Source organism: Leptospira soteropolitanensis (assembly GCF_026151655.1).
GTDB classification, from domain to species: Bacteria; Spirochaetota; Leptospiria; order Leptospirales; family Leptospiraceae; genus Leptospira_A; species Leptospira_A soteropolitanensis.
Genome location: NZ_JAMQPN010000088.1, coordinates 1 through 846 on the forward strand (window position 1 = coordinate 1; position 846 = coordinate 846).

An 846-nucleotide genomic window follows, 5' to 3' on the forward strand; every position below is an offset into this window, starting at 1 on the left:
AATTTCGAATGATAAGATCAAATTTATCAATGCCCTCCTCCTCCATGACCACCTCCACTGGAACCACCGCTACTCCCTCCACTGCCACCAGATGAAGAATGACCTCCTCCCCCCGATGAGGAATGACCACCACCTCCAGAACGACTACCTGACCGATTGGAGGAAGAAAAGCGGGATGAGGAAGACTGGTTTTTTGAATCACAACTGGAGTAACAAGCCATATAAAGGACTGGACAGGTAAGATTGAGTTGATTGGTATTTGTAGAGGGACTTTGCAGAGTAATCATATAACAAAGTGATTGGTCAGCAACACACTTTTTCCGACAATTATCAATCGAATGATTGGAAAATGAATTGGCACATCTTACAAACAACAATAAAAGCAAACATGAAATGATTAAAATAGGTGAAAAATTGCGGATTTTCATTTAGCACCTTTTTCTATCAATAACCTAACAATCTCATCCCTTTCGGAGAGGAGAATTTCGGACAAGGCAGTATGACCTTCATTCGTGACTAAATTTGGATTTGCTCCTGCTTCAAGTAAGATCTTAACAATTTTCGGATAACGATTATAAGATGCCATCATTAGGGCAGTATGTCCATTCCTGGTTTTTGCATCTAATTGGACTTTCATGGATACTAATAGTGACACAATTTCCGTGTGACCTTCTTTAGAAGCTATCATAAGTGGTGTTAGTCTTTCAAATGTGTCTTCTGGAGTATTAATATCGTATCCTAAAGTGATTAGTTGTCTGACTCTTTCCGTATTACCTACTGCAACCTGGTAATAAAGATTGTGAAATCGATCTTCTGATCTCGTTTGAACATTCGCACATTGAATCG

At 39.4% G+C, this 846-nt stretch carries 2 protein-coding genes; one reads left to right on the plus strand and one right to left on the minus strand.

Annotated features, from left to right (window positions below; all coding sequences use genetic code 11):
- Positions 1-241, plus strand: a 241-nt coding sequence (locus ND811_RS19460) for a hypothetical protein (RefSeq protein ID WP_265353638.1), incomplete at its 5' end; no start/stop codon positions are given.
- A 183-nt stretch (positions 242-424) separates the two neighbouring features.
- Here ND811_RS19460 and ND811_RS19465 read toward each other — a convergent pair.
- A complete protein-coding gene (locus ND811_RS19465) occupies positions 425-844 on the minus strand; it encodes an ankyrin repeat domain-containing protein (RefSeq protein WP_265365565.1) in 420 nt (139 codons plus the stop codon).
- Between the last annotated feature and the right edge of the window lie 2 nt (positions 845-846).